Genomic DNA, 20,038 nt, shown 5'->3' on the forward strand with positions numbered 1-20,038 from the left:
TTTCCCTGCTCAGAGCCCATATGGGTGCGGGACTGGCCGATGCTAGGAGCGGTCGGTGTCCCACTCGTCGTCGAAGCCCTCGCGGCGGGTCGACCGCAGCTCCTTCTGATGGTGCTTGCGCTCCAGCTGAGTCCGGCGATGCGCCGCCTCGTCCAGCTCCTCGGCCAGCCGCGACAGCTCCGAGCGGAGGAAGTCCCGGGTCGCCACCTCGCCGACCGCGATCCGCAGCGCCGCGATCTCCCGAGCCAGGTACTCCGTGTCGGCCTTCTGCGCCGCCGCCCGCTGCCGGTCCTGTTCTAGCGACACCCGGTCGCGGTCGGCCTGGCGATTCTGCGCGAGCAGGATGAGCGGCGCGGCGTACGAGGCCTGGAGGGACAGGATCAGGGTCAGGAAGGTGAACGTGTAGGGGTCGAACCGCAGGCCGGCCGGGGCCAGCGTGTTCCACAGGATCCACAGCGCGATCACCACGGTCATCCAGACCAGGAACTGCGCCGTGCCCATGAACCGGGCGATCGCCTCCGACCAGCGGCCGAACGCCTCCGGGTCGAAGCGCGGAATGTGCACTCGGCCCGGTTCGCGCGGCTGGTCCAGCCGCCGCCGCTCAGCCATGACGCTCTCGCCAGTCTTCCGGCAGCAGGTGGTCGAGCAGGTCGTCGACGGTGACCGCGCCGAGCAGCCGGTCACCGGCGTCCACGACAGGCATCGCGACCAGGTTGTACGTCGCCATCCGCCGGGTGATGTCGGCCAGCGTCGACTCCGGCTCCAGCGGGTCGATGTCGTTGTCGACGATGCCGCCCAGCATGGCGGCCGGCGGCTCCCGGAGCAGCCGCTGGAAGTGCACCATCCCCAGGTAGCGGCCGGTCGGCGTGGCCATCGGCGCCCGGGCGACGAAGACCTGCGCCGCGACGGCCGGGGAGACCTGCGGCTCGCGTACGCGGGCCAGGGCCTCCGCCACGGTCGCGTCCGGGGTGAGGACCACCGGCTCGGAGGTCATCACGGAACCGGCGGTGCCCTCGGCGTAGATCATGAGGGCGCGCACGGACGCCGACTCGTCCGGCTCCATGAGGTCCAACAGCACCTGCTGCTCGACCTGGGGCAGCTCGGCCAGCAGGTCGGCGGCGTCGTCCGGGTCCATCTCCTCCAGCACGTCGGCGGCGCGTTCCCGGTCGAGCAGCGCGATGATCTCGACCTGGTCCTGTTCGGGGAGCTCGGCGATGACGTCGGCGAGGCGCTCGTCGTCCAGCGCCTTGGCGACCTCGTTCCGCCGGGGATCGGGCATCTCCTGCAAGGCGTGGGCGAGGTCGGCCGGGCGCATCTTCTCCAGCACCGCCAGCAGCGACTCCGTGCCCTGCTCGGCCACCGGGGTCAGCAGCCCCTGCACCTCGTCCCACTCCACCTGATGGATCTGACCGCGCCGGCTCAACCGGCCGGTCACCTCGCGTACGGCGAGCCGGGTGAGCTTCCACTCGCCGGTCCGGTCCGGTTCCATCGCGACGTCGAGGACGGTCGCCGGCTTGTCCCGGTCCGCGATGGTGACCCGGCGGTCCAGCAGCTCCTCCAGGACCAGCATCTCGCCAGGCCGCTTCTCGAACCGGCGCAGGTTGAGGGTGCCGGTGTTGAGCATGACGCTCTCGTTGTCGATCGAGGTCACCCGCCCGATGGGCAGGAAGATCCGCCGGCGCATGGGCATCTCGGCGACGATGCCGACGACCCGGGGCGGCTGTGAGGTGACCCGGGCCACGGCGTCGCGTACCCGACCCACCAGGTCGCCGTTCGGATCGAAGACGGCGAGGCCGGCGAGCCGGGCGACGTAAACCCTGGTCGTCGTGGCCACCTCAACAGCCTAATCGGACTCCCGGCGCGTTACGCACAAGATCCCCGCCCCGGACCCATGAGGAAATGCACGTGCGGGTGAAGGCCCTGATCAGGCAGGATTGCCCGCCGTGGGATACGTGGATGTGGCCGGTGTCGCGCACACCCTGCCGGACGGCCGGGTGCTGTTCTCCGACGTCTCGTTCCGGGTCGGCGAGGGCGCCAAGGTGGCCCTGGTCGGGCCGAACGGTGCCGGCAAGACGACGCTGCTGCGGATGGTGGCGGGCGACCTGCCGGTGAAGACCGGTGTGGTCAGCCGATTCGGCGGGCTGGGCATCATGCGGCAGTTCATCGGCATGCTCGGCCACGGCCGCGCGGCCGGTGGCGCGCTCGGCGACGACACCGTCCTCGCCGAGCTGGCCCTCTCGCTCGCCCCGCCCCTCGTCCGCGACGCGGGCGAACGCCTGGCGAAAGCGGAACGGGAGCTGGCGTCCGCCGAGTCGCGGGGCCGCTTCAGTCGCTCCGCCGAGCAGGCCCAACTCCGGTACGCCGACGCGCTGACCGCCTGGGGCGAGTCGGGCGGGTACGAGTTCGAGGTGCTCGCCGACACGGTCAGCACCCTCGTGCTGGACCTTCCGTGGGACCGCACCCGGGACCGCCCGGTGCGTACGCTCAGCGGCGGCCAGCAGAAGCGGTTCGCCCTCGAACTGCTGCTCCGAGGGCCGGAGGAGGTCCTGCTGCTCGACGAGCCGGACAACTTCCTCGACGTGCCGGCCAAGCGCTGGTTGGAGAAGCGGCTCCGGGAGTCGGAGAAGTCCGTGCTCTACGTCTCGCACGACCGGGAGCTGCTGAATCAGACCGCCGACCGGGTCGTGGCCGTCGAGGGCAACTCCGCCTGGGTGCATCCCGGCGGCTTCGCGAGCTGGCACGACGCGCGGTACGCCCGGCACGAGAAGATGGAGGAGGACCGCCGTCGCTGGGACGAGGAGCACGAGAAGCTCCGCCAGCTGATGCTGATGTACAAGCAGAAGGCGGCGTACAACTCGGACATGGCCTCGCGCTATCAGTCGGCGATGACCCGGCTGCGCAAGTTCGAGGAGGCCGGCGCCCCGCCGCTGCCCCCGAAGGACCAGGAGATCAAGATGCGGCTCTCCGGGGGCCGCACCGGCAAGCGCGCGGTCATCTGCGAGCAGCTGGAGCTGGAGAACCTGACCTTCCCGTTCGATCTGGAACTCTGGTACGGCGACCGGCTCGCCGTGCTGGGCGCGAACGGCACCGGCAAGTCCCACTTCCTGCGGCTGCTGGCCCGGGGCGGGACCGAAGGCGTCACGACGAGCGTTGACGGCGGTACGCACGCCCCGGTCGCCCACGGCGGCGTGGCTCGGCTCGGTGCACGTGTCCTACCCGGGCACTTCTCGCAGACGCACGATCGACCGGAGTTGTTCGGGCGTACCCTCGTGGACATCTTGTGGCGCGGTGACGAGCATCGCCAGGGAATGGACCGGCACGCGGCCATGCGGGCCTTGGACCGGTACGAGCTGGCTAAGCAGGGCGACCAGAAGTTCGACACGCTGTCGGGCGGGCAGCAGGCCCGATTCCTGGTGCTGCTGCTGGAGCTGTCCGGGGCGACGCTGCTGTTGCTCGACGAGCCGACCGACAACCTCGACCTCGCCAGCGCGGAGGCGTTGCAGGAGGGTCTGGCGAAGTTCGAGGGGACGGTGATCGCCGTGACGCACGACCGGTGGTTCGCGAAGTCCTTCGACCGGTTCGTCGTCTTCCAGGGTGACAACGAGGTCGTCGAAACCCCCACCCCTATCTGGGACGTCCGATAGCGGTGATCATCGCGCCAGCCATGCTGTAACGACGGACATTCTGCCGCCTGAAACAGCATGGCCGGCGCAATGATCACGCGTTAGGAGAGGCCGGTGTGGATGGCACTGGTCAGGTCGGCCGAGGCGGTGTCGCCGTCGAGCGACCACGCCATCGTCCCGCCGAGCCCGTTCGCCTTGACGTACGCCGTCTTCTGCGCGATCGAGCGAGTGTCGTCATAGGACCAGAAGCTGGTGCCGCTGAGCTTCCAGACCGCCCCGGCGACCGGGTCGTAGTAGGTCGGGCCGCTCTTGATGATGATCTTCTTGTAGTCCTCGATGCCGTTCTCGTACGTGCCGCGCGCGGGTCCGGTCGAGGTCTGATAGAGCCCATTGTTCGCAGTGGAGACGCCGGCCCAGCCGCGCCCGTAGTAGGGGATGCCGAGGACGAGCTTGGCGGCCGGGGCGCCCTGCGCGCGGTAGTGCTGGATCGCCTGGTCGGCCGAGTAGCGCTGCGGCGCCGGGTCGGCTGCGGGGGAGTAGAGCTGACTCTGGTGGTTCGACGTCGACTCGTACGCCCCGTGCAGGTCGTAGCCCTGTACCGTGCCGAAGTCCAGGTAACCGAAGACGGCGGGGTCGATGCCGGCGTCGATCTTCGCCGGGTCGGCCGGGAGGAACGCGGTCAGCGAGAAGGTCCGCCCGATCTGCGCCCCGTACGCGTCGAGCTGGGCCCGGAACTCGGCCAGCAGCGCCACGAAGTTCGCCTTGTCCGCCGGCCGGATGGTGTTGCCGGGGTTGCCTTCCGAGGCGGGCCATTCCCAGTCGACGTCGAAGCCGTCGAAGACCCCGTACGCCGATCCCGGTCCACCTTGGACGGAGCTGCCGATGAGCGGCAGGTTGCCCTTGAGGAACATGTCGACGCAGCTGGCCACCATGGCCTGCCGCGACGCCGGGGTGAGGGCGGCGTCCGACAGGTACTTCGACCAGGACCAGCCGCCGATGGACATCTGGACCTTCAGGCCGGGGTGCAACGCCTTCAGCTTGCGCAGCTGGTTGAAGTTCCCCGCGAGCGGAGTGTTGTACGCGTCGGCCACGCCGTCGACGGAGTCGCCCGCCTTGTAGCGCTTCTGGTAGTCGGCCCACGCATCGCCCACGCCCGCCGCGTTCGCTTCGAAGCACTTGCCGTCGGCCCCGACGTTGGCGAAGGCGTAGTTGATGTGGGTGAGCTTGTCGGCCATGCCGGAGGTGTGGACGTTCTTCACCTGGAAGTCGCGCTTGTAGATGCCCCACTGGGTGAAGTAGCCGACCTGCACGTAACCGGGTGCCGAAAGGTCGGCCGACGAGGCGGTGGCGACGGCGGGAACGCTGGTGAACAGGACAGACGCGGCGAGGGTGAGCGCGAGGGCAGCCCGCACGAGATACCTCCATGTGTCGAAGCGTGAGCTGAAGGTATATTCGGAAACTTTGTTAACCAACGGACGAAGAGCTGAGCCACTTGTCACGCCTGTGACGGTCGGCTTGCCTTTCGCCACCGAGCGTGCTTACTCTGCGCGGGACAACCCACGGGAGTCCGGTGCACCGGGCTGAGAGGGGGCTTGGTAGCCCCGACCGTAGAACCTGATCCGGATCATGCCGGCGCAGGGAGGAGTGCAATGCGGGCCACCCGTCCCATCCCTCGGCTCCACGTGGTGACCGACTCGGTCGACATCGCGCGTGCGGCCCTTTCCGGTGGCGCGCCACTGATCCAGGTCCGCGTGGAGGACTCGGTCAGCGATCGTGCCCTCTACGACCTCGCGAGCAGGATCGCGCCGTTGTGCGCGGAGCGCGGCGCGATCTGCGTCGTGAACGACCGGCCGCACATCGCGGTCGCCCTGCGTACCGCGGCTGTCCATGTCGGAGCCGACGACCTGCCGGTGCACGCGACGCGTACGGTCCTCGGCGGCAGCGGCCTGATCGGGGCGAGTGCGCGTACTCCCGAACGCGCCCGGCAGGTCATCGCGGAAGGCGCGGACTACCTCGGCTGCGGCCAGGTCAATCCCAGCTTCACCAAGGACGTCGCGACCAACGTGATCGGCCTCGGCGGGCTGATCGCCGTGGTCGGCGCGGCGGTGGGCGTACCGGTCATCGCGATCGGCGGGCTCACCCTGGCGGACGTCCCGTCGGTGCTCGCGGCGGGCGCGTACGGCATCGCGGTGATCGGGGCGGTCCGCGACGCGGCCGACCCCGCGTCCGCCACCTCCGCCTTGCTCGCGGCGGTCACCGCCGATCGGCGGCAGATCAGGGATCAGGGCCGAATCACCGGTCAAGATTCGACCGGGAACCCTGATCCAGCGACTGAGGGGACCCGGCGATGAGGGTCGCGGTGGTGGGCGCCGGTCCGATCGGGCTCGCGTGCGCGTGGCGGCTCGCCCAGCGTGGGCACGCGGTCACCGTCCACAGCGACGGCACGCTGGGCGCCTGGCACGCGGCCGCGGGCATGCTCGCCCCGGTCGCCGAGGCCGCGTTCGGCGAGCACCGCCTCACCGAACTCCTGGTCGCCTCGGTCCGCGCCTGGCCGGCCTTCGCGGCCGAGCTGGGCGACGTCGGCTTCGCCCGGTCCGGCTCGCTGCTGGTCGGCGTCACCCCCGCCGACCAGGCCGAGATCGCTCGCTATCGCTCCTACCAGGACAGTCTTGGGCTTCCCGTCGACGCCCTGTCCGCGGTCGAGGTGCGGCAGCGGGAGCCCGCTCTCCAGCCAGGGGTACGCGCAGGGGCGTACACGGAGATCGATGCTCAGGTGGACCCGCGCCGGTTGGTCGAGCGCCTGACCTCGGCCGTCGGAGCGGCCGGAGTCGCCACGGCTGGGCAAGTGCGGGACCTGTCGGAGGTGGACGCCGACGTGACCGTGGTCGCGGCCGGCTGCGGCACCGCAGCCCTCACCGGCCTGCCCATCCACCCCGTACGCGGGGAGACCCTGCGCCTGCGGGGCGGCCCGAAGCTGACCCACCTGATTCGCGGATACGTCCACGGCCGCCACGTCTACCTGGTGCCTAGGCCGGACGGCGAGCTGGTCGTCGGGGCGACCTCGACGGAGGACACCGATCCCCGGCCGAGCGCCGGGGGCGTGCACGAGCTGCTGAGCGACGCGATCGCCCTGGTGCCCGGCGTACGCGAGGCGGTGTTCACCGAGGTCACGGTCGGCTTCCGGCCGGCGACGCCGGACAACCTGCCGATCGTCGACGTCGTGCGACCCGGTTTGGTGGTCGCCGCGGGGCACTACCGCAACGGGATCGCGCTGACACCGTGGACGGCCGAGCGTGTCGTGACCTTGGTGGAGGCGGCCCGGTGATCACGGTCAACGGAACCGAGCGAGAGCTGCCCGGCAGTGTCGCCGAGCTGGTCGCCGTGGTCACGCCGGAGCAAAGAGGGGTGGCCGTCGCGGTCAACGGCGAGGTGGTGCCGCGCGGGGAATGGGCAGCGTACCCCCTCGCCGACGGTGACTCGATGGAGATCCTGAGCGCGGCGCAGGGAGGATGACCATGGACGACCCTCTCTTCCTCGACGGCGGCGAGTACGCCAGTCGCCTCATCCTCGGCACCGGCGGCGCGACCAGCCTCGACGTGCTCGAACGGGCGATCACGGCCAGCGGCGCCGAGATCGTGACCGTGGCGCTCCGCCGCGTCGGTACGCATACCCAGGGCCTGGTCGCCTTGCTCGACCGGCTCGGGCTGCGCATCCTGCCGAACACGGCCGGTTGCTACACGGCGGCCGACGCTGTGCGTACGGCGCGGATGGCCCGCGAGGCGTTCGGCACGAACTGGATCAAGCTCGAAGTCATCGGCGACGAGCGCACCCTCCTGCCGGACGCGATCGAACTGCTCGCCGCGACGGGAACCCTGGCCGACGAAGGGTTCGCCGTCTTCGCTTACACCGGGGACGATCCGATTCTGGCGCGAAGGCTGGCGGACGCAGGTGCGACCGCGGTCATGCCGGCCGGATCGCCGATCGGCTCCGGGCTCGGCATCGGCAACCCCTACCACATCGCGCTGATCCGCGAGTTCGTCGAGGTGCCGGTGATCCTCGACGCCGGGATCGGCACCGCCAGCGACGCCGCGCTCGCGCTGGAACTGGGCTGCGACGCGGTCCTGGTGGCCAGCGCGATCACCAGGGCGGCGGACCCGGTTGCGATGGCGGCGGCCATGCGGCACGCCGTCCTCGGCGGCCGGCTCGCCGCCCGCGCCGGTCGCATTCCACGTCGCCGCGAGGCGTGGCCATCGACCGCGAATATCGGTATAGCCGAATGGTGACTCACTCTTTGTCCGACAACGGATCATCCGAGCAGGCGACGGTGAACGCATGAAGACCCCACCAGTCGCCCTCACCGTCGCCGGCTCCGATCCGGGCGGGGGCGCGGGCATCCAAGCCGACCTCAAGGTCTTCGCCGCCCACGGGTGCTACGGGACGAGCGTCATCACCGCGTTGACCGCGCAGAACACGCTCGGCGTCCAGGACCTCTACCTCATCCCGAGCCCCGTCGTGGGTACGCAGCTCGCCGCGGTCCTCGACGACATGCCGGTGGCGGCGGCCAAGGTCGGCATGCTCGCCTCCGCCCAGGCCGCGGCCGAGGTGGCGGCCCGGGCCCGCAACGGGGCGTTCCCCCATCTGGTCATCGATCCCGTGCTGCGTGCCTCGACCGGCCGGAGCCTGGGCGTACGCGCGGCGATCGAACGGCTCCTCCCGTACGCGACGGTGCTGACGCCGAACCGGGAGGAGGCGTCCGCCCTGGTCGGCTGGGAGGTCACCACCGCGGCCGACATGGCGGGCGCGGCCTCGCAGCTCGCCTCGGGGCGAGGCGACGTCACCATCGTGATCACCGGCGGGGACATGCCCGGCGACGACTCCGTCGACGTCGTGTGGACGCAGCACGGTGCGAAGTCGCTGCGTGCCCGGCGGGTGCCGACCCCCAACAACCACGGCACCGGATGTACCTTCTCCGCCGCGATCACCGCGTTGCTGGCGCACGGCGCCGAAGTGGAGAACGCCATCCGGCTGGCCAAGGAGTACGTCGCCCGCGCGCTCACCGGCGCGGTCGATTGGCGGCTCGGCGCCGGAGCCGGGCCGCTCGATCACTTCGAATGGCGGCGCTGACCGGATCGCCGTCTCGCTACGGAATGGAGGCTTCCGTTGCCCAGTGAAACCCGAAATCTCGCGGTATTACGGGAGAAGGCATATGAGGCTGCACTTCAGGTGCCCTTCACCCGGTTGACCCTTACCGACGGCTCCACCATCCAGCTCTACGACACCTCGGGGCCCAGCCGCGCTGTGCGTACACAATGGATAGCGGAACGACGGCGGGACGGGCAGCCGACCACCCAGCTGGCCTGCGCGCGGGCCGGGATCGCGACCCCGGAGATGGAGTTCGTCGCGCTCCGTGAGGGCGTCCCGGTCGAGTTGGTCCGCAGCGAGGTGGCGGCCGGACGTGCGGTGATCCCGGCCAACATCCACCACCCCGAACTGGAGCCGATGATCATCGGCTCGGCGTTCCTGGTGAAGGTCAACGCGAACATCGGCACGTCGGCGGTCACCTTCGACCTCGCCGAGGAGGTCGAGAAGATGCGCTGGGCCGCGAAATGGGGCGCGGACACGGTCATGGACCTCTCGACCGGGCCGCGCATCCACGAGACGCGGGAGGCGATCCTGCGCGAATCGCCGGTGCCGATCGGCACGGTCCCGATCTATCAGGCGCTGGAGAAGGTGAACGGCGATCCCACCCGGCTGAGCTGGGAGATCTTCCGGGAGACCGTGATCGAGCAGGCCGAACAGGGCGTCGACTACATGACCGTGCACGCCGGGGTGCTGCTGCGGCACGTGCCGCTGGCCGCCGACCGGGTGACCGGCATCGTGTCCCGAGGCGGCTCGCTCATGGCCGCCTGGTGCCTCGCCCACCACGAGGAGAACTTCCTGTACACGCACTTCGCGGAGCTGTGCGAGATCTTCGCGGCGTACGACATCACCTTCTCGCTCGGCGACGGACTCCGGCCGGGCAGCATCGCCGACGCCAACGACGCCGCGCAACTGGCCGAATTGAAGACCCTCGGCGAGTTGGCGCCGATCGCCTGGGCGCACGGCGTACAGGTGATGATCGAAGGGCCGGGGCACGTCCCGATGCACAAGATCAAGGAGAACGTCGAGCTGCAGCAGGAGTGGTGCCACGCCGCCCCGTTCTACACGCTCGGTCCACTCACGACGGACATCGCGCCGGCGTACGACCACATCACGAGCGCCATCGGCGCCGCCATGATCGCGATGTACGGCACGGCGATGCTCTGCTACGTCACCCCGAAGGAACACCTCGGGCTGCCCGACCGCGACGACGTCAAGGCGGGGGTGATCGCGTACAAGATCGCGGCGCACGCGGCCGACCTGGCCAAGGGCCATCCGGGCGCACAGGCCCGGGACGACGCGCTGTCCAAGGCCCGCTTCGAATTCCGGTGGGAGGACCAGTTCGAGCTGTCCCTCGACCCGGACACCGCGCGGGCGTACCACGACGAGGAACTCCCCGCGCCCGCCGCGAAGACCGCCCACTTCTGTTCCATGTGCGGGCCGAAGTTCTGCTCGATGCGAATCAGCGCCGACCTCCAAGCCGACCTGCGTGAGTACGCCCAGCAGGGCATGCAGGCCAAGTCGGCGGAGTTCGCGGCGTCCGGCGGGCGCGTCTACCTGCCCGTCGAGCCGGTCGTGCCCGTCGAGCCGGTCGTGCCCTAGGCGGTTTCAGGCTCCGGTCGCTCCGTCGACGCACTCGCGGAGGAGGTCGGCGTGGCCGTTGTGGCGGGCGTACTCCTCGATCATGTGCAGGTAGACCCAGCGCAGGTCGAAAGTCGTGCCCCGGCGATCGACGAAGGTCTCGTCGAGCGGCCGCCCGGTCACCGTCACCCGGGCCGCCTCGACCTCCTCCCGGAACGCCGCGAAATCGGCGGCGGGGTCCGAGTCGACCGATCCGTTGAAGTCGTAGTCGGGGTCTTCCTCTGTGCTGAACAGATCGCCGACGTCGGCCCCGTCGAACTGCCGCCGGAACCACCAGCGTTCGACTTCGGCCATGTGGCGTACCAGGCCGAGCAGGCTCAGCGTGGACGGCGGCACCGACTGCGCGCGCAGCTGATCGTCGGTGAGGCCGGCACATTTCATGATCAAAGTGTCGCGGTGGAAATCGAGCCAGGCGTCGAGCTGCGTACGCTCCTCGCCGTGCCGGGGTGCCTTCGTGCGGTTCACAAGGGGTGCGGTCACGTCGGAGACGCTACCGTCCGCCCGCCACCCGTTTTCGCCGTTGCGCTCGCCGCCGCCTCGCGCTGGGCCGCCCGTTCGGCGCTGCCACGTTTGGCGCTGGATCAGGGTTCTGCGTCGAATCTTGACCCAAGATTCGACGCAGAACCCTGATCCAGCTGGAAAGTTTGGGCGGGCGAGTGGTCAGCCGAGGGGGCGGGGGACGTAGCCGCCGCGTTCCTTGGCCGAACCCGACGTCGTCGCCGAGGGGGCCGGCTCGCGCGGCTCGCCCAGTGCGGAGACCCAGTTCTCGACGGCGTCGTTCGTCGGGCGGGGCTTCGTGGTGTGTTTCGCACTCGGCTTCGGCGTGGGCGCGGACGTCGTGCTCGGTGCGGACTTCGCGGTGGGCGAGGGCTTGCGCTCGCGGCGCGACAGCGGGTCGCTCTTGACGGTGAAGTCCGCGGAGCCGGCGGGGTCCGAGGGGTCCGAGGGGTCCAGCGCGGACGACGCGAACGCTCCGGCGGCCGACGTGTCGTCCTCCGCCTCCCGCCGCGGCGGCACCGCCACGATGACGGACGCGACGAGACCGGTGAGCACCGCGCTCAGCGCCGCGAACCAGGGCAGTTTCTGGAAGTCCGAGGAGCCCGGACCGGCGATGGCGTACGCCAGGGCCACAGTCGCCGGACCGGCCGCGCCGCTGAGGGCGACGGCGAGCCGGTGATGGCCACGCAGCCGGGCGGTCATCGCCACGATCACCCCGAGGACGGCCGCGATCGCGGGCAGCCCGAACAGCTGCGCGTCGTCCACCGTGGCGGGGGAGAGCCCGAGCCCGGCCAGTCCGCCGAGGCGCGGCGGCTCGTCAGCCGTCTTCCCCACCCCGCCGGCGATGAGACCCCACGTGATCAAGGCGTACGCCCCGGCGCTCCAGGCGAGCGCGCGAGCGCTGAGCATGCCGAACGCGAAGACGAGCCCGGCGGCCGCGCCGATGATCAGCGCCAGCCCGGCCTGCAACGCCGGATCCCCGTTGGGAATCTGCGCATGCCGCGCGGGGAAGAGAGCGAGGGCGGTGCCCGCCGCACCGCCGATTCCGGCCGCGGCGGCGGCGCTGACGCGTACGCCGAGCCCGTAGGTGCGGGCCCCGATGCCGGTCCCCACCGTCACGGCGATGACGGCGAACCAGGCGAGGAACACGGTCTGGGCGGTCCAGGCGTCGTTGTCGGCGTACGTGCCGTCCAGGCGCAACACGTCCAGAACGGTGGCGACACCGACCTGCCCAGCTCCCATGAGCGCCGCGAAAACGAACGCGGACGTAATCGCACGACCCCAGGTCTTCACGCGCCAGACGTTAGAGCCACCAGGCCGTTCACGCCAGTGGGGCGAGCAAATCATTCGACCGGCAGGCGATAGCCACGTTTGACGACGGTCTGGACGAAACCGGGTCCGCCCAACCCGGCGCGCAGCCGGGCGACGGCCATCTCGACGGCGTGCTCGTCCGCGCCCCGGGGGAGCGAGGGCAGCAGCGCCGCCCGAGACAGCACTCGGCCGGCCCGGGTCGCCAGCGCGCGCAGGACCGCCATCGGCGCGGGGGCGAGCGGTTTGAGCTGGCCGTCCACCACGGCGGCGTGTCCGCGCAGGGTCAGCTCGTGCCCGGCGACCTGCAGCGTGACCGCCCGTTTGGGCAGTTCGTCGCTGAGCGAGCGGACCAGCGCGCCGAGCCGGGCCCGAGTCGGCGTCACGACCGGAATGCCCAGTTCGGTCAGCGGGGCCGCGGTCACCGTGCCGACGCAGGCTGCGAGCACATCCGAGCGCATCGCCTCGACACAGTCCGCGCGCGCCGGTCCGGCCGCGTCGAGCAGGGCCTGCACGGCGGGCGCCGAGGTGAAGGTGACGGCGTCGATGAGCCGGTTGTGCACGAGGTCGACCAGGCGCTGCAACGGAGCCGGGTCGTGCGGCGGTGCCCAGCGGTAGACGGGCACCTCGATGACGTCGGCGCCGGCCGAGCGCAGCGCCGCGCAGAAGTCGGGTTGCTGGTCCCCGTGCAGCTGCACGGCGATGACCTCACCGTGCACGCCGCGTGCCAGCAGGTGAAAGAGCACCTCGTCGCAGCTCTCCGACTCCGGCGACCACTGGTCGAGGAGGCCGGCCGCCCGAGCCGCGCCCCGCGCCTTGGGTCCCCGGGCCACCAGGTACGCGTTGCCCAGCACCTGCCGGAGCGCGTCGCCCAGGCCCCAGCCCTCGGCCGCCTCCAGCCAGCCGCGCATGCCGATGCCGGTGTTGGCGACGACGATGTCTGGCGGAGCCGCCAGACATCGCCGGGTCGCCTCCCGCAGCTCGACGTCGTCGGGGAGCGGCACGATGCGGAGCGCGGGCGCGATGACCACCCGCGCTCCCCGCCGTTCGAGCAGCGCCGCCAGCTCGTCGCGCCGCCGGTCGGCGGTCACGCCGATGGTGAACCCGGCCAGCTCGCCCTGCGTCTGCGTACCGGCGGCGGCAACAGTCGTCATGCGATCACCGACCTGCGGCCGGCGTTCGCACGACTGAGCCTGTGCCGGCTGATGACCAGCCGCGAGCGGCCGGTCATGCGGGCACGCTCGCCGCGAGGGGCTCGCCGATCTCGACCACTCCATCGCGTACGCGGACCGCCCAGGCCCGGACCCGCATCGTGGGGTCGTCGAGGCAGTCCCCGGTACGCAGGTCGAAAGCCTGCTTGTGCATCGGTGAGGCGACCGTCGGGACGTCTCCCCGGGTGCCGACGATGCCCCGGGAGAGCACCGAAGCACCGCTGAACGGGTCGACGTTGTCCACGGCGTACACGTCGCCGGTGAAGGTCCGGAAGATCGCGACGGGCACGCCCTCGACGAGCGCGGCCACCCCGCGTTCGATCTCCAGGCGGCTGATCGAGCAGATCGGCGTCCAGACGGCGAGGTCGGCGAAGGCGGTGGTCATGACTTCCTCCCGGTGAGCGTGACAGGAACGGGGCGGGCGGGCACTCGTTGCCCGCGTTCGGTCTCGAAGCTGATCGAGGGATCGGGGGTCCCCGGCGCGTTGACGAACGAGACGAACCGGGCCAGGCGCTCAGGATCGTCCAAAGTGGCCTTCCACTCGTCGGCGTACGAGCCGACGTGGTGAGCCATCGCCGCGTCCAGTTCCGCGCAGAGGCCGAGGGTGTCGTGGATGATGACGTCCCGCAGGTGGTCGAGCCCGCCGTCGAGGCCCTCCAACCAGCTCGCCGTGCGCTGCAGGCGGTCGGCGGTCCGGATGTAGTACATGAGGAACCGGTCGACCGTGCGGATGAGGTCCTCGGTGGACAGGTCCGTGGCGAGCAGGTCGGCGTGCCGGGGCCGGAAGCCGCCGTTGCCGCCGACGTAGAGGTTCCAGCCGGTCTCGGTCGCGATGATCCCGAAGTCCTTGCTCCGGGCCTCGGCGCATTCCCGGGCACAGCCCGAGACAGCCGACTTGATCTTGTGCGGTGCTCGCAGGCCCCGATAGCGCAGCTCCAGATCCACCGCGAGGCCCACCGAGTCCTGTACGCCGTACCGGCACCAGGTGCTGCCGACGCACGACTTCACGGTGCGCAGCGCCTTGCCGTACGCGTGCCCGGACTCGAATCCCGCGTCGACCAGCCGGTGCCAGATCTGGGGCAGCTGCTCGACTCGGGCGCCGAACAGGTCGATCCGCTGCCCGCCGGTGATCTTCGTGTAGAGCCCGAAGTCCTTGGCGACCTCGCCGATGACGATGAGCTTCTCCGGGGTGATCTCGCCACCGGGGATGCGGGGCACCACCGAGTAGGTGCCGTCCTTCTGGATGTTCGCCAGGAAGTGGTCGTTGGTGTCCTGCAACGCCGCCTGCTCGCCGTCGAGCACGTAGCCGTTGGTCAGCGAGGCGAGGATCGAGGCCACGACCGGCTTGCAGATGTCGCAGCCCCGGCCCTGCCCGTGCGCGGTGATCAGCTCGGAGAACGTCCGGATGCCGCGTACGCGGGCGATGTCGTACAGCTCCTGGCGGCTGTGCGCGAAGTGTTCGCAGAGCGCCTTCGACTGGTGCACGCCGCACTCGCTGAGCAGGCTCTTCAGCATCGGTACGCACGAGCCGCAGGTGGTCCCGGCGCGGGTGCAGGACTTGAGTGCCGGCACGTCGGCCGCCCCGTCGCGGATGGCGTCGACGATGGCGTCCTTGGTGACGGCGTTGCACGAGCAGACCTGCGCCGTGCCCGGGAGCGACCCGGCTCCGGCCGTCCCGGCGGAGTCCCCGGCCAGCAGTGCGATCGGCGGGCCGGGCAGCGGACCGCCGAGGCTGGCCCGCAACGTCGGGTACGCCGACGCGTCCCCGACGAGGATGCCGCCGAGCAGGGTCTGAGCGTCGTCGGAGAGCAGGAGTTTGGCGTACACCCCGTTGGCGCCGTCGTGGAAGACGACGTCGAGCGGCCCGTCCGCCGCCCCGAACGAGGCGACGTCGACCCCGAGCAGCTTCAGCTTCGTCGAGGTGTCCGGCGTGGTCATGGCGGCGTCGCCGCCGACGATCCGGTCGGCCACCACCTCGGCCATCGCGTACCCGGGGGCGACGAGTCCGTAGGTGCGCCCGTCGGCGCCGTCGAGGCTCAGGGCGGCGCACTCGCCGACGGCGTACACGTCGGGGTCGGCGGTCGCGCAGCCCGCGTCCACGAGGAAGCCGCCGCGCGGTCCCAGTGCCAAGCCGGCCGTCTCGGCCAGCTCGTCCCGGGGCCGGATGCCGGCCGCGATCACCACGAGGTCGGCGTCGACGGATCCGCCGTCGCTGAAGGTCAGGCCGGTCACCGCGGCCTCGCCGAGCACGCTCGCGCAGGCTCGTCCGGTGTGGACGGTCAGGCCCAGGCCCTCGACGTGCCCCTTGAGGACGGCCCCGCCGCCGTCGTCCACCTGAAGCGGCATGAGCCGCGGGGCGAACTCGACGACGTGGGTGGTCAGCCCGAGTAGCCGCAACGCGTTGGCCGCCTCCAGACCGAGCAGGCCACCGCCGAGCACCGCGCCGACCTGACGGCCCTCGGCGTACGCCTGAAGCGCTTCGAGGTCGTCGAGCGTGCGATAGACGAAGACGCCCGGCAGGTCGGCCCCGGCGATCGGCGGCACGAACGGGCGGCTGCCGGTGGCGAGGACGAGCTTGTCGTAGGCGTACTCGCCGGCGGAGGTGGTGACCACCCGCCGGGTCCGGTCGATTCCCAGGACCGTCTCACCGAGCCGCAGCTCGACACCGTCCGGCAGGTCGCCGATGCCCAGCTCGGCCGCGCTGACCCCGTCGAAGAAGGCGGACAACCGCACCCGGTCGTACGCGGGCCGCAGCTCCTCGCCGAGGACGGTGATCTGCCACTCGCCGGTGGTGTCCCGGGCGGCAAGCGCCTCCACGAAACGCTGCCCGACCATTCCGTGGCCGACCACGACGACCTTCTTGGCAACGCTACTCATGCCTTGACACCCTCCTGCGCAGACAGCCAATCGGCGATGCCGCAGACCGCGTCGGTGCAGGTCCCGCAGCCGGTGGTGGCGCGCGTCCGGTCGGCGATCGCCGCGACGTCGCGGCAGCCGTCGCGCCACGCGCGCACGATGGATCCCTTGTTGACCGAGTTGCACTGGCAGACGGTCGCGGCGTCGGGCATCAGCGCGGGAGTGGGCGCAGCCTGGGCAGTGGCGGTGCTGCCCAGACTGCGCCCGAGAAGGAGCGCGCGGCGGTCACTGGGAACCGGCGCGCCCCGGTCGAACAGCTGGATGACCTGCCCGACGAGCGGGTTGTCGCCCAGTAGCACGGCGCCGGACACGCGGCCCTCGTGGATGCGCAGGCGGGCGTACGTGCCTCGGGCGGGGTCGGCGAAGCGCAGATCCTCGTGGTGCTCGCCGTCGAGGGTGCCCATCGAGGCGAGGTCGATGCCGTTCGCCTTGAGCCGCGTCACGATCGGCGCGGGCTGGTACGCCGCCAGCGGCTCCTCGCCGCTCAGCACCCGGGCGACCACGTTCGCCTGAGCCCACGCGGGTGCGACGAGCCCGCCGACCTGGCCGCGATGCTGGGCGCAGTCGCCGATGGCGGAGATCCGCCGGTCGCTGGTCCGGAGCCGGTCGTCCACCACGATGCCCCGTTCGACGGCCAGCCCGGCGTCCCGGGCGAGCGCCGTCTCCGGGCGTACGCCGCACGACAGGACCAGCAGGTCGGTGGTGAGTTCCCGGCCGTCGGACAGGGTGAGCGTGACGCTGTCCGGCCCGGTGGCCAGCCGCGCCCCCGACACTCCGGTGTGGACGGTGATGCCCAGCTCGGCCAGGGTGCCGGCCAGGATGGCGCTCGCGTCCGGGTCGATCTGACGTTCCATCAGATGCCCGACGGGGTGGACGACCTGCACGGCCAGGCCCCGCCCGGCCAATCCGCGGGCCGCCTCCAGGCCGAGCAGCCCACCGCCGAGCACGATGGCGGTACGCGCGCCCGCGCTGAAGTCGAGGATGCGGCGGCAGTCGTCCAGCGTCCGGAACACCGCGACGCGGTCGGGCAGCGCGTCCGGGTCGAGCCCCTCGACCGGCGGGATCCACGCGGTGGCCCCGGTGGCCAGCACGAGGTGCTCGTACTCCACGACGGTGCCATCGGCACAGGTCACCGTCCGCCGGTCCCGGTCGATCGAGACGACCGGCGCCCCCGTCCGGATGGACCCGCCGGAGTCGGGCAGCTCCACCCCGGTCTCGTCGACCTTCCCAGCAAGGAGGTTGGACAACAGGATCCGGTTGTACGCCCGATGCGGCTCGGCGCCGACGACGGTCGCCTTGACGCCACGCCGGGCCAGGTCGGCGGCGCATCGCGCGCCCGCCATCCCGTAGCCGACGATGACTACCTCGTTCACCTCGGTGCTCCTGTCCATGAGGAGACCGGCGCCATCGGCGGTCATTGGCTCGGCTCTGCTAGCTCGAGGCTGTGAGCCCGTCCGCCGTCCTCCCGGCTGTCGCCGGATCGAGCGGGGACTGGCTCGACCTTTACAGCGCACACCTTGAACTCGGGCATGCGGGAAATCGGGTCCAGGGCAGGCGACGTCAGCGAGTTGACGCGCTGCCGGCCGGCGAAGTGGAAGGGGGCGAAGACGGTGTCCGGTCGGATGCTCTCGGTCAGCCGCGCGGGGGCGGTCATCTCGCCGCGGCGGCTCGTCACGCGTACAAGTTGATCTTGAGAGATGTCGAGGCGGGCCGCGAGATCGGGATGGAGCTCGACGAACGCGGATCCGGCGACCCGCGCGAGCGGCTCGATCCGGCGCGTCTGCGCGCCGGACTGGTACTGGGCCAGCAGCCGGCCGGTGGTGAGGTAGAGGGGGTACTCGGCGTCGGGCTCCTCGACCGCGGGCCGGTGGTCGACCGCGATCAGCCGGGCCCGCCCGTCCGGGTGGGCGAACCGTTCCTCGAAGAGCCGCGGCGTGCCCGCCCGGTCCACAGACGGGCAGGGCCAGAACACGCCGTCCTCGGCGTCCACCCGCTCCCACGTGACGCCCGCGTAGTCGGCCAATCCGCCTGCGGAGGCACGCCGCAGCTCCTCGAAGACCGCGCGCGGATCGGAGTCGAACCGCGCACTCGTGGGAAGGCCGCCGTTTGCCCGAACGGCGTCCGTCCCGGGGCCGAGCCGGTGAGCCAGCTCGGCCAGCACCGCCAGATCCGTCCCTGTCCCTGGCGGTGGTTCGCGGAGGGCCTTGCGCCGCAGCACTCGGCCCTCGAGGTTGGTCATGGTGCCGTCCTCCTCGGCCCACTGGGCGGTGGGGAGGACGACGTCGGCGAGCTGTGCCGTCTCGCTCCTCACAAAGTCGCACACGACCAACAAATCCAGGTTTCGCAGACGTTTCTCTACGTGAACAGCATTCGGAGCGGAGACGACCGGATTCGAGCCGAACACGAGCAACGCCTTGACGTCCTCGCCGAGACTGTCGAGGAGTTCGTAGGCCGACCGGCCGGGGCCGGGCAGGTCAGCCGGGTCGACGCCCCAGACCGCGGCCACGTGTTCGCGCGCGGCGGGATCGTCGATCTTGCGGTAGCCAGGCAACTGGTCGGCCTTCTGCCCGTGCTCCCGGCCGCCCTGACCGTTGCCCTGCCCGGTCAGGCAGCCGTACCCGGAACCCGGGCGGCCCGGCAGGCCCAGCGCCAGCGCGAGATTGATGAAGGCGGACACCGTGTCCACGCCCTTGGCGTGCTGCTCCGCGCCGCGTGCGGTCAGGATGATCGCCGGGCCGTCGCTCAAGGCCCGCGCGGCTTGCTCCAGATCAGCGATGGGTACGCCGGTCAGCCGCTCGACTCGCGCCGGCCAGTACTCCGCGACCAGTTTGCGTACGTCGTCGAAGCCGGTCGTCCGGTCGTCGAGGTATTCGGAGTCGATCAGGCCCTCGGCGACGGCGATGTGGAGCAGGCCGTTGGCCAGCGCGAGATCGGTGCCCGGCGTCGGCTGGAGGTGCAAGGTGGCGTTCCGGGCGGTGGGGGTGGCCCGGGGGTCGATCACGATCTGCGTCGCGCCTGGCAGTTCGCGCTGCTCGGTGAGATAGCGAGCGAACGGGGGCATCGTCTCGGCGACGTTCGCGCCGACCAGCAGCAGCGTCTTGGCCTTGCCGACGTCGGCGAGCGGAAAGGGCAGGCCGCGGTCGATGCCGAAGGCGCGCATCCCGGCGGCGGCCGCGCTCGACATGCAGAAGCGCCCGTTGTAGTCGATGTTCTTGGTCCGCAGCGCGATCCGGGCGAACTTGCCCAGCGCGTACGCCTTCTCGTTGGTGAGCCCGCCACCGCCGAAGACCGCCACGGCGTCCCGCCCGTGGTCCCGCTGCACGTCGCGGATCTTGCCCACGATGAAGTCGTACGCCTCCGCCCAGGTCGCCGGCTCGCCGTGGATCAACGGCGTACGCAGCCGGTCTGGATGGTCGAGCAGTTCGGCGGCGGTCCAGCCCTTCTGGCAAAGCCCACCCCGGTTGGTGGGGAAATCGCGGGGAGCGACTTCGACCTTGCCCGAGGCGTCGGCCCGTAGGGTCATCCCGCATTGCAGAGCGCAGTACGGGCAGTGGGTGGCAACCGCCGAGGAGTGCTCGCGCGAGCCGCTGGAGGTGCGGTCAGCTGGGGGTGCCATGGAGACGAGCGTGAACGCAGGCGGTTTCGGCCCGACTTCTCATATGTTTCCGACCTGCAAAGTCGCGCTCATCTGTTCGGTGGGGG

The 20,038-nt window shown here is 71.0% G+C and carries 17 protein-coding genes and 1 riboswitch; of the genes, 7 read left to right on the forward strand and 10 right to left on the reverse strand.

Annotated elements, in window-relative coordinates:
• Window positions 1-42: 42 nt before the first annotated feature.
• Window positions 43-609, reverse strand: a complete 567-nt coding sequence (locus HDA40_RS25020; RefSeq protein ID WP_253759958.1) for a DUF1003 domain-containing protein — start codon at window positions 607-609, stop codon at window positions 43-45.
• The gene (locus HDA40_RS25025) at window positions 602-1,834 is read right to left on the reverse strand and encodes a magnesium transporter MgtE N-terminal domain-containing protein (protein ID WP_253759967.1); all 1,233 of its coding nucleotides are present in this window, start codon (window positions 1,832-1,834) and stop codon (window positions 602-604) included. Before HDA40_RS25025 ends, HDA40_RS25020 begins: the two co-directional genes overlap by 8 nt.
• 109 nt (window positions 1,835-1,943) lie before the next feature.
• Here HDA40_RS25025 and HDA40_RS25030 point away from each other — a divergent pair, with 109 nt between their 5' ends.
• The gene (locus HDA40_RS25030) at window positions 1,944-3,644 is read left to right on the forward strand and encodes an ABC-F family ATP-binding cassette domain-containing protein (RefSeq protein ID WP_253759969.1); all 1,701 of its coding nucleotides are present in this window, start codon (window positions 1,944-1,946) and stop codon (window positions 3,642-3,644) included.
• An 80-nt stretch (window positions 3,645-3,724) separates the two neighbouring features.
• Here the strand turns inward: HDA40_RS25030 and HDA40_RS25035 are convergent, their stop codons facing one another.
• Window positions 3,725-5,035: a glycoside hydrolase family 18 protein gene (locus tag HDA40_RS25035; protein WP_253759971.1), complete on the reverse strand. Its 1,311-nt coding sequence runs from the start codon at window positions 5,033-5,035 to the stop codon at window positions 3,725-3,727.
• Window positions 5,036-5,172: 137 nt separating this feature from the next.
• Window positions 5,173-5,281, forward strand: a riboswitch (TPP riboswitch).
• Between HDA40_RS25035 and HDA40_RS25040 the strand changes: the two genes are divergently transcribed.
• The 6 genes from HDA40_RS25040 to thiC all read left to right on the forward strand — a co-directional run bounded on the left by HDA40_RS25040 (window position 5,273) and on the right by thiC (window position 10,364).
• Window positions 5,273-5,974 (forward strand): thiamine phosphate synthase, encoded by a 702-nt coding sequence (locus HDA40_RS25040; protein WP_253759973.1) that lies wholly within the window; start codon window positions 5,273-5,275, stop codon window positions 5,972-5,974. Its footprint overlaps the riboswitch before it by 9 nt.
• Window positions 5,971-6,948, forward strand: coding sequence for a glycine oxidase ThiO (thiO, locus tag HDA40_RS25045; RefSeq protein ID WP_253759975.1), 978 nt, complete (start codon window positions 5,971-5,973; stop codon window positions 6,946-6,948). Before HDA40_RS25040 ends, thiO begins: the two co-directional genes overlap by 4 nt.
• Complete coding sequence (gene thiS, locus HDA40_RS25050) at window positions 6,945-7,136, forward strand: sulfur carrier protein ThiS (RefSeq protein WP_253759977.1); 192 nt, start codon at window positions 6,945-6,947, stop codon at window positions 7,134-7,136. Before thiO ends, thiS begins: the two co-directional genes overlap by 4 nt.
• Complete coding sequence (locus tag HDA40_RS25055) at window positions 7,133-7,906, forward strand: thiazole synthase (protein WP_275978302.1); 774 nt, start codon at window positions 7,133-7,135, stop codon at window positions 7,904-7,906. The genes thiS and HDA40_RS25055 overlap by 4 nt, the downstream gene beginning before the upstream one ends.
• A 49-nt stretch (window positions 7,907-7,955) precedes the next feature.
• On the forward strand, window positions 7,956-8,747 hold the full coding sequence (thiD, locus tag HDA40_RS25060; protein WP_253759982.1) for a bifunctional hydroxymethylpyrimidine kinase/phosphomethylpyrimidine kinase: 792 nt from the start codon (window positions 7,956-7,958) through the stop codon (window positions 8,745-8,747).
• 36 nt (window positions 8,748-8,783) lie between these two features.
• Window positions 8,784-10,364, forward strand: coding sequence for a phosphomethylpyrimidine synthase ThiC (thiC, locus tag HDA40_RS25065; protein WP_253759984.1), 1,581 nt, complete (start codon window positions 8,784-8,786; stop codon window positions 10,362-10,364).
• 6 nt (window positions 10,365-10,370) lie between these two features.
• Here thiC and HDA40_RS25070 read toward each other — a convergent pair whose 3' ends face one another.
• From HDA40_RS25070 to HDA40_RS25100, 7 genes are all read right to left on the reverse strand, one after another.
• On the reverse strand, window positions 10,371-10,883 hold the full coding sequence (locus tag HDA40_RS25070) for a DinB family protein (RefSeq protein WP_372502950.1): 513 nt from the start codon (window positions 10,881-10,883) through the stop codon (window positions 10,371-10,373).
• A 180-nt stretch (window positions 10,884-11,063) separates the two neighbouring features.
• Entirely contained in the window at window positions 11,064-12,194 is a 1,131-nt protein-coding gene (locus tag HDA40_RS25075) for a hypothetical protein (RefSeq protein ID WP_253759985.1), read from the reverse strand.
• A gap of 50 nt (window positions 12,195-12,244) precedes the next feature.
• Window positions 12,245-13,363 (reverse strand): uroporphyrinogen-III synthase, encoded by a 1,119-nt coding sequence (locus HDA40_RS25080; protein WP_253759988.1) that lies wholly within the window; start codon window positions 13,361-13,363, stop codon window positions 12,245-12,247.
• A 73-nt stretch (window positions 13,364-13,436) separates the two neighbouring features.
• Entirely contained in the window at window positions 13,437-13,805 is a 369-nt protein-coding gene (gene nirD / locus HDA40_RS25085) for a nitrite reductase small subunit NirD (RefSeq protein WP_253759990.1), read from the reverse strand.
• Complete coding sequence (nirB, locus tag HDA40_RS25090; RefSeq protein ID WP_253759992.1) at window positions 13,802-16,297, reverse strand: nitrite reductase large subunit NirB; 2,496 nt, start codon at window positions 16,295-16,297, stop codon at window positions 13,802-13,804. Before nirB ends, nirD begins: the two co-directional genes overlap by 4 nt.
• Window positions 16,294-17,727 carry an FAD-dependent oxidoreductase gene (locus HDA40_RS25095; protein WP_372502951.1) on the reverse strand — a complete coding sequence of 478 codons (1,434 nt, stop codon included), beginning with the start codon at window positions 17,725-17,727 and terminating at the stop codon, window positions 16,294-16,296. The genes nirB and HDA40_RS25095 overlap by 4 nt, the downstream gene beginning before the upstream one ends.
• A 23-nt stretch (window positions 17,728-17,750) precedes the next feature.
• Window positions 17,751-19,952: a molybdopterin oxidoreductase family protein gene (locus tag HDA40_RS25100; RefSeq protein WP_253759994.1), complete on the reverse strand. Its 2,202-nt coding sequence runs from the start codon at window positions 19,950-19,952 to the stop codon at window positions 17,751-17,753.
• Between the last annotated feature and the right edge of the window lie 86 nt (window positions 19,953-20,038).

The sequence above is a fragment of the Hamadaea flava genome (assembly GCF_024172085.1).
Classification (GTDB): domain Bacteria; phylum Actinomycetota; class Actinomycetes; order Mycobacteriales; family Micromonosporaceae; genus Hamadaea; species Hamadaea flava.

Coding starts and splice junctions, on each gene's coding strand:
- HDA40_RS25020 (WP_253759958.1), bottom strand. CDS start 609: ATGGCTGAGCGGCGGCGGCTGGACCAGCCGCGCGAACCGGGCCGAGTG.
- HDA40_RS25040 (WP_253759973.1), top strand. CDS start 5,273: ATGCGGGCCACCCGTCCCATCCCTCGGCTCCACGTGGTGACCGACTCG.
- thiO (WP_253759975.1), top strand. CDS start 5,971: ATGAGGGTCGCGGTGGTGGGCGCCGGTCCGATCGGGCTCGCGTGCGCG.
- HDA40_RS25055 (WP_275978302.1), top strand. CDS start 7,133: ATGACCATGGACGACCCTCTCTTCCTCGACGGCGGCGAGTACGCCAGT.
- thiD (WP_253759982.1), top strand. CDS start 7,956: ATGAAGACCCCACCAGTCGCCCTCACCGTCGCCGGCTCCGATCCGGGC.
- HDA40_RS25080 (WP_253759988.1), bottom strand. CDS start 13,363: ATGACGACTGTTGCCGCCGCCGGTACGCAGACGCAGGGCGAGCTGGCC.
- nirD (WP_253759990.1), bottom strand. CDS start 13,805: ATGACCACCGCCTTCGCCGACCTCGCCGTCTGGACGCCGATCTGCTCG.
- nirB (WP_253759992.1), bottom strand. CDS start 16,297: ATGAGTAGCGTTGCCAAGAAGGTCGTCGTGGTCGGCCACGGAATGGTC.
- HDA40_RS25095 (WP_372502951.1), bottom strand. CDS start 17,727: ATGGACAGGAGCACCGAGGTGAACGAGGTAGTCATCGTCGGCTACGGG.
- HDA40_RS25100 (WP_253759994.1), bottom strand. CDS start 19,952: ATGGCACCCCCAGCTGACCGCACCTCCAGCGGCTCGCGCGAGCACTCC.